The following is a 6,964-nucleotide window of genomic DNA, read 5'->3' as shown; positions in this document are numbered from 1 at the left end:
AGTGCCTCGATTCTGTCTAGTTCGGTCGTCGTTTTGTGTTTGCTGGTGTTTTAGCCTTGGGTTCTCGGAGAGTCTTTCGGCGATTTTTGTTATCTAGCTAGTTATTTCTGGTCAGCAAACTCCAGAGCAAGCTCCAAATGAAATTCCCCAGGAGGATTCCACAGGGTAGCTGCTGCCAGAAATATAGCTTGACCAGTATTTCACAGAGTTATCCACAACTGTGAATAGACTCGCGGAAGATGTTATTCACAGTTATCCACATTATTGTGGATAACTTATTGTTGGTAATTATAGCTTTCTACCTGCATTTTTATCCTAACTGTAAACTTTCTGTTGAGAGTTATCCACAGTTGTGGTTGTGGATTCTTGTGAGTAGAAGCTCCTATTTATTACTACCTGCTGGTGTGGAAAACTGTCTAGCAAGCGGTTTTTCTTCGATAACCTGCTTGAATCACATGGTTGTTATTTATGGATCCCGTATTCGATGCTTTGTGGAGAACGTGCAGCACTGCGCCGGGTTGTATTTCACAGGGGTTGATTCATTCCTGGGGATAACATTCTTGTGATTCCGGGGGTACCCGCATGGCTGGCAGTTGGCGAGAGCAAAATCGCCAGGCTGTTACGGCGTGTTGATTTGTTTTTCCTGCTCGCTGTGACGTAGTCTGGCTAAGTCTTTTCACAGTCTCGGACTGTGTACTGAAGAACCGAATGGCACTCGTGCGTTGCAGCGCTTTCCCAAGCTCGCTGGCGCGGAGTGTTGGTTCTCGAACTGCATCTGACGCGCCACTATGGCAGCGTCGCACCGCTTAGTGAAGGAGATCTACCGTGGCAAAGGGTAAACGCACATTCCAACCAAACAACCGTCGTCGCGCACGCGTTCACGGATTCCGTACCCGCATGCGTACGCGCGCTGGCCGTGCCATCGTGGCAGCCCGTCGCAAAAAGGGTCGTTCGAAGCTGACTGCTTAAGTTATGCTTCCCCGCCAACATAAACTGACTTCGCCGCAACAATTCCGGCGGGTCACGAAAAAGGGACGGCGGGCAGGATCACGCAGCGTGATAGCGCACTGCTATCAGCAACAGGGATCAGAAACACTTGCTGTTTCTGGTCCCCGTTTTGGTCTTATCGTCTCTAAAAGCATTGGCAATGCCGTCGTCCGGCACCGCACCGCCCGCCAATTGCGTCAAATCTGCCGTGAGCTATGTGTAGAACTTGACCCTGCGGTCGACGTCGTCGTGCGTGCTCTACCTGCGCTTGTCGACGCTGAGCCGCAGCAGCTGCGCAAAGATGTACGTAGTGCAGTGTTTCGTGCGCTGAAAAAGCTCGAGAAAACTTCTGCGCATGTTGCCTCAAATGCTTCTACTGCAAAGAATGTGGAAACGGCCCCACGGCGGTGACTTAACGGTGACGTATTACAACACGGATGGGGAAGCTATCCCCGCAGCGCGTGGTCCCTCCCGGTTGCTGGTGGCAATGGTGAGGTTTTACCAGAAAAACCTGTCTTCCCAGAAACCGATGTCGACTTGTCGTTTCGAGCCTACATGCAGCGCCTATAGCCTGGAGGTTTTTGCGCGTCACGGGGCTTTCAAAGGCCTGGTCTGTGCTATCGTGAGAATTTCTAAATGTGGCCCTTGGCACCCGGGTGGCTACGATCCTGCAAGTCCGTCTGCACACTTGCCGGAAGCTCCTCGTCAGAACGAATCAGAATAAGTCAGAATAAGGATTATTTGTGCTTAATTTCATCTATTATCCGATTTCGTGGATCTTAGGTTTTTGGCGTGATGTCTTAAGCCTGGTGATGGATCCGCACTCCGGATATACCTGGGTTTTGTCCATCATCTTGTTGACCATGACCATTAAAGCTTTGTTGGTCAAGCCCATGATCACGCAGTTGCGCTCCTCCCGGAAAATGCAAGAGCTGCAACCAAAGATGAAAGAAATCCGGGATAAGTACAAAAATGATAAAACGAAGCAGAGCCAAGAGCTGCAGAAGTTTTATAAAGAATCCGGGATGAACCCACTGGCGGGATGTCTGCCGATGCTCGCGCAGATCCCAGTCTTCATTGGTTTGTTCCACGTGTTGCGTATGTTCAACCGGACGGAGGAGCGTTTTGGTTCCCCAGGTTTGACGGTAGAAGAAAACCGCAATATTCCGAACTATTCATTCTCCGTCGAAGATGTCCAGTCCTTCTTGGACGCCGACGTATTTGGCGTGCCTCTTTCTGCGTTTATCTCCATGTCGGAAGACGCTATGCAGACCTTTGGGGCAGACTTCACCCGTCTCAACATCATTGCTGTTGCGGTGCCGTTGGTGCTGACCATCGCCACGCTGACCCACCTGAATGCTCGTTTTACCGTCGGCCGCCAGGAAGCTCGCCGCGCAGCGGGCAAGACCCCGCAACCCACCGGGGATAACGCCGAAATGATGCAGATGCAGATGGGCATGATGAACAAGATGATGCTGTGGGTCATGCCAGCAATCACCTTGGCCACCGGCTTCATCTGGACTATCGGTCTGCTGTTCTACATGCTGACCAACACCGTGTGGACCTTCATCCAAACCCGTATCATCTACGGCAAAATGGACCGCGAAGAAGAAGCAGAAGAAGAGGCAAAGCGCGAAGCTAAGCGCTCTTCCGCACCAGCCCCGGCGGCTCGCAAGCTAAATAAGCAGACGAAGAAGCAGCGCAAGAACCAAGCCCACAACCAGCAACAAAACCAGGGCAAGAAGAAATAATGCTGGCTCGTATTTTCGGCGAACGGCAGGATCTAGCGCTGGCCTATCACGAATCCTTGGCGACGGATGCCACCACCCGTGGGTTCATTGGTCCGCGGGAGGCCCCACGACTGTGGGATAGGCACATTTACAACTGTGCAGTTATCGGCGAGGCAATTCCAGAAGGCTCACGCACTATTGACATTGGTTCCGGAGCTGGCCTGCCTGGTATCCCTTTGGCTATCGCCCGCCCAGACCTACACGTAACGTTGTTGGAACCTTTGCTGAAGCGTTCCAATTATCTGAGCGAAGTCAGTGAGAAACTCGGACTCGACAACGTCACCGTCATCCGCGAGCGCGCCGAAAACCTGGGCAAAGATGCGAAATTTGACGTAGTGACCTCCCGTGCGGTGGCTCCACTGGCTAAGCTGGCACGGTGGTCGCTGCCCCTGTGTCGCCCCGGCGGAATAATGCTGGCGATGAAAGGTTCGTCGGCAAGCGAAGAAATCGAGCGTGATCAAGCCGCGATTAAACGCGCTAAAGGCGAACGCGCCGAAATTATTACTGTGGGGTCTGAGCTGGACGAACCCACCACCCTGATACGTGTTCACCGCGTAAAGTAAGCTCATTGGCATGACACAGCAGCCCCGCTTGATCACGATCGCCAATCAAAAAGGCGGCGTTGGGAAAACCACCAGCGCCGTGAACCTAGCCGCTGCCCTCGCCCACCAAGGCCATACGGTGTTGGTCATAGACCTCGACCCGCAGGGCAACGCTTCTACGGCGCTGGGCGTCGAGCACCGCACAGGCACGAAATCTAGCTACGAGGTCTTACTCGGCAACGCTACGGCGAAGCAAGCCGTGCAACAGTCTCCAAACCGTGACAATCTCTGGTGCATCCCTGCCACGATTGATCTGGCTGGTGCAGAGATTGAGTTGGTGAGTTTGGTGCGCCGCGAATACCGGCTATCCGACGCTTTGAAGAACGGTTTTTTGGACGAATACGGGTTCGATTACGTCTTCATTGATTGCCCGCCATCACTGGGCCTGTTGACGATCAACGCGATGACGGCGGTGCAAGAAGTGATCATTCCGATCCAGTGTGAGTATTACGCTCTGGAGGGAGTGGGGCAGCTGCTGAACAACATCACTATGATCCGCGAGCATCTGAATGCAGATCTACACATTTCCGGTGTGTTGCTGACGATGTACGACGGGCGCACCAAGTTGGCCGAGCAAGTCGTCGATGAAGTGCGCGGGCAGTTTGGTGCCGTCGTCCTGGGTAATGTCATTCCGCGCTCTGTACGCGTCTCAGAAGCCCCCGGATACGGGCAGACGGTGATTGACTACTCCCCGAGCTCCCACGGCGCCTATGCCTACGGAGCGGCGGCGAAAGAGTTGGATGAGCGCGGTGACTACGTGCCCCACAGCTCGACGGGGCCGATTGGTGTGAGCCCGGAGATTTTTGCGCAGCTCTCCCAACAGAACGCCGACGAAGCCACTGAAACAGCCGAAGAGACTGCAGATCAGGCTGCCGACGATACGGTGCACGACACAGCGGACGAAGCATAAGGAGTAACGAGTTTTCATGGCGGAGAAAAAACCACACCAAAAACAAGGCGGCTTGGGCCGTGGCTTGGCTGCCCTGATTCCTTCTGCGAACGACGAGGATCAGTCCGCGCGTCCTAGGCTAGGAAATTCCGCGGCTGATGTGATTTTGGGATCGGCGCTCGGCAACCGTGGGGCCCGCGATGCTGGTGACGCTGGCCCGGCTGGCCAGAAGAATACAGGCAAGGGAAAAACTTCTAATTCTGGTACTGGTTCTGGTACAGGATTGGCCGGGGCCCCGAAGCTCGGTACCACCGGCGATGGTCGTGACACAGGCAAAGGCGATGCCGCAGAGGCCGGAAAATCCACCAATAAACCCAGTGTTCCCGGCGCACCAACGATCGCGTCTTCGTCGTCCAACGCGGCCCGGTCACGCGCAGGAAGTCTTGGCCCGCAATTCGGTGCTACCTACCGTGAGGTGCCCGTCGGCCAGATCTCGCCAAACCCGAAGCAGCCGCGTACCGTCTTCGATGCTGATGACTTAGCAGAGTTAGTGCACTCCATTAAAGAATTCGGGCTTCTGCAGCCCATTGTCGTGCGCCCGGCGGAAGACGGCTTCGAACTCATCATGGGTGAGCGACGTTGGCGGGCAGCTTCTCGGGCTGGCTTATCGACGATCCCTGCTATCGTGCGACAAACCACAGATGATGCCTTGCTGCGCGACGCATTGCTGGAAAATATCCACCGGGTGCAGCTGAATCCACTGGAAGAAGCCCATGCCTATCAGCAGTTGCTGGAAGAATTCGGTGTGACACAGGAACAGCTAGCTGACCGGCTGGGGCGTTCTCGCCCGGTAATCACCAATACTCTGCGTTTGCTACGCCTGCCGGTAGATGTGCAGCGGCGAGTAGATGCTGGTGTGCTTTCTTCTGGGCATGCTCGTGCGTTATTGGGGTTGCAGGAAAAAGAACAGATGTCGCAATTGGCAGAACGCGTGGTAGCTGAAGGCCTATCCGTGCGAGGCACAGAAGAAGCCGTTGTACTGCTGAATAAAGGGCAAAAGCCAGCAGCGAAGAAGAAAAATCCGCCAGCACCACAACCAGAGTATTTGACGAATACAGCCGAACGTCTGGCCGATAAATGGGACACGAAAGTCACTGTGTCCATGGGCAAACGTAAGGGAAAAATGGTTATCGAATTCGGTGACCAAGATGATTTCCAACGCATCATGGAGCTCATTGAAGGTTCTGCCGGAACCGCGGACTAAATGTGGGCAGAAACCTCTGCGAAATCCAAAGAAAACCCGGGCGCTGTGCCTAGTTATTTCGACTAGTGCACAGCGCCCGGGTTATTTGTTTCCTGTTGACCGTCTCTGCTGATTACCTTCGTGCTGCTTGCCGACTGTTTGCGTTACTGTTTGCGTTCATAGACGGAAAGCCCAGTGTGATTAGCGTGATGCTGCATGCACGAGACCAGAGAAACACTGGCTAAGACTGTTCGGCTTCCAACAGCTCTGCGAAGTTGTAGGTGCCGGTTTTCATATCGTCCTGATCCAGCAAATACAACCGCTTCACACCAACGACGATGGCTTCCGCGATGGCATCTCGGTGCTTTGGCTGCGTCAAAATTTGGACATCCTGTGGGTTCGTCAAATACCCCAGAACGACATCGATGGTTGGCATCTGCGGCAGGCGCAGTACTTCCCAGGTACGTGCGTGGTTGCGGCAATCCTGTAGTTCTGTGCGGGCAACGATTTCGCGTTGTACAAAGCCAGAAAGTTTTTCCCCGATCATTGAGGAGGAACCGTAATTCGAGCCGAAATAGAATGTTGCTGCGCCATTCGCCTTATCATTCCGATAATGATCGCAGTGCAAGCTAATCACGAGGTCCGCACCAAAAGCATTGGCGATATCGGCACGCTCCCGCTCGCTGGGATCATCCATGCGAGGGCGGGAAATAATAGTTTCCACACCAGCGGCAATCATGCGTCCTTCGATACGAGAAGACAGATCCCAGAGGATTTCTTCTTCCGTGATCTCACCAAAACGTCCGCGGACAGTCGCTCCCTTGTTAGCGCCGCCTAGCGCGGGATTAATGACGACACGTTTATCTGCCAGCTTTGGCCCGGCACGGCGAACCCACTCGCGTTCCCGGATGGCTTGTGCCGATCCGCCTGTGGAGATGCGGCGACCGAGTAAAGAAAGAGAGTGGATGGTGTTCGGTCCACAGATTCCGTCATCTTGTAAACCGGAGTTGAGCTGGTAATTGCTCAATGCTTCGTGCGTGTTTTGTCCAAAATGACCGTCGAGGTTGTGGCTGTAAAAGCCTAATTCCTGTAGCTGGCGCTGCAGTTGTGCGACGTCGTCACCAAATAGTTCTTGGTTGGGTTGGAAAGACAGCACCCGGGCACCCAGCGTGTACGAGGCATGACGAAGTTCCCGTAGGGTGATCTCATCGATTGTGCCCGACGGGATGATGCCGCGGGATTGCTGGAAAGCCTTCAACGCGTCCGCCAATTCAGTGCTGAAATATTTGTCTTCTTCGCTGAATTTCTGAGTCTTCCAGTCCGCCACGTCACCGTCGAAGTGGGATAGCATGCCCAGACGGGCCAAAGTGGCACGAGCTTCTGCTACGCGAGCTGAAGAATCGCCCACCTTCAATACTTTCGTCACAACGCTCCCTCATGCAGCGTGATAGCC

8 protein-coding genes are annotated in these 6,964 nt (G+C 54.1%); 7 read left to right on the top strand and 1 reads right to left on the bottom strand.

What is annotated here, in order from left to right:
* The first annotated feature begins 825 nt into the window (after positions 1–825).
* From rpmH to L9H78_RS10485, 7 genes are read left to right on the top strand one after another with little or no spacing between them, the layout of a single operon-like run.
* Positions 826–969 (top strand): 50S ribosomal protein L34, encoded by a 144-nt coding sequence (gene rpmH / locus L9H78_RS10515; RefSeq protein ID WP_021353386.1) that lies wholly within the window; start codon positions 826–828, stop codon positions 967–969.
* Positions 970–972: 3 nt separating this feature from the next.
* On the top strand, positions 973–1,398 hold the full coding sequence (rnpA, locus tag L9H78_RS10510; RefSeq protein WP_249620068.1) for a ribonuclease P protein component: 426 nt from the start codon (positions 973–975) through the stop codon (positions 1,396–1,398).
* Positions 1,343–1,711 (top strand): membrane protein insertion efficiency factor YidD, encoded by a 369-nt coding sequence (gene yidD / locus L9H78_RS10505; RefSeq protein WP_347276364.1) that lies wholly within the window; start codon positions 1,343–1,345, stop codon positions 1,709–1,711. Before rnpA ends, yidD begins: the two co-directional genes overlap by 56 nt.
* Before the next feature lie 19 nt (positions 1,712–1,730).
* Entirely contained in the window at positions 1,731–2,738 is a 1,008-nt protein-coding gene (gene yidC, locus L9H78_RS10500; RefSeq protein WP_249617972.1) for a membrane protein insertase YidC, read from the top strand.
* On the top strand, positions 2,738–3,340 hold the full coding sequence (gene rsmG / locus L9H78_RS10495; protein ID WP_249620066.1) for a 16S rRNA (guanine(527)-N(7))-methyltransferase RsmG: 603 nt from the start codon (positions 2,738–2,740) through the stop codon (positions 3,338–3,340). Before yidC ends, rsmG begins: the two co-directional genes overlap by 1 nt.
* A 10-nt stretch (positions 3,341–3,350) precedes the next feature.
* The gene (locus L9H78_RS10490) at positions 3,351–4,289 is read left to right on the top strand and encodes a ParA family protein (RefSeq protein ID WP_023018657.1); all 939 of its coding nucleotides are present in this window, start codon (positions 3,351–3,353) and stop codon (positions 4,287–4,289) included.
* A gap of 16 nt (positions 4,290–4,305) precedes the next feature.
* Entirely contained in the window at positions 4,306–5,532 is a 1,227-nt protein-coding gene (locus tag L9H78_RS10485) for a ParB/RepB/Spo0J family partition protein (RefSeq protein ID WP_249620065.1), read from the top strand.
* A 220-nt stretch (positions 5,533–5,752) separates the two neighbouring features.
* Here the strand turns inward: L9H78_RS10485 and L9H78_RS10480 are convergent, their stop codons facing one another.
* Complete coding sequence (locus tag L9H78_RS10480) at positions 5,753–6,937, bottom strand: N-acetylmuramoyl-L-alanine amidase (RefSeq protein ID WP_249620064.1); 1,185 nt, start codon at positions 6,935–6,937, stop codon at positions 5,753–5,755.
* Positions 6,938–6,964: the final 27 nt, after the last annotated feature.

Origin of the sequence: Corynebacterium pseudodiphtheriticum (assembly GCF_023509295.1) — a bacterium.
GTDB classification, from domain to species: Bacteria; Actinomycetota; Actinomycetes; order Mycobacteriales; family Mycobacteriaceae; genus Corynebacterium; species Corynebacterium pseudodiphtheriticum.
This window is presented reverse-complemented; position numbering and strand designations above follow the sequence as displayed.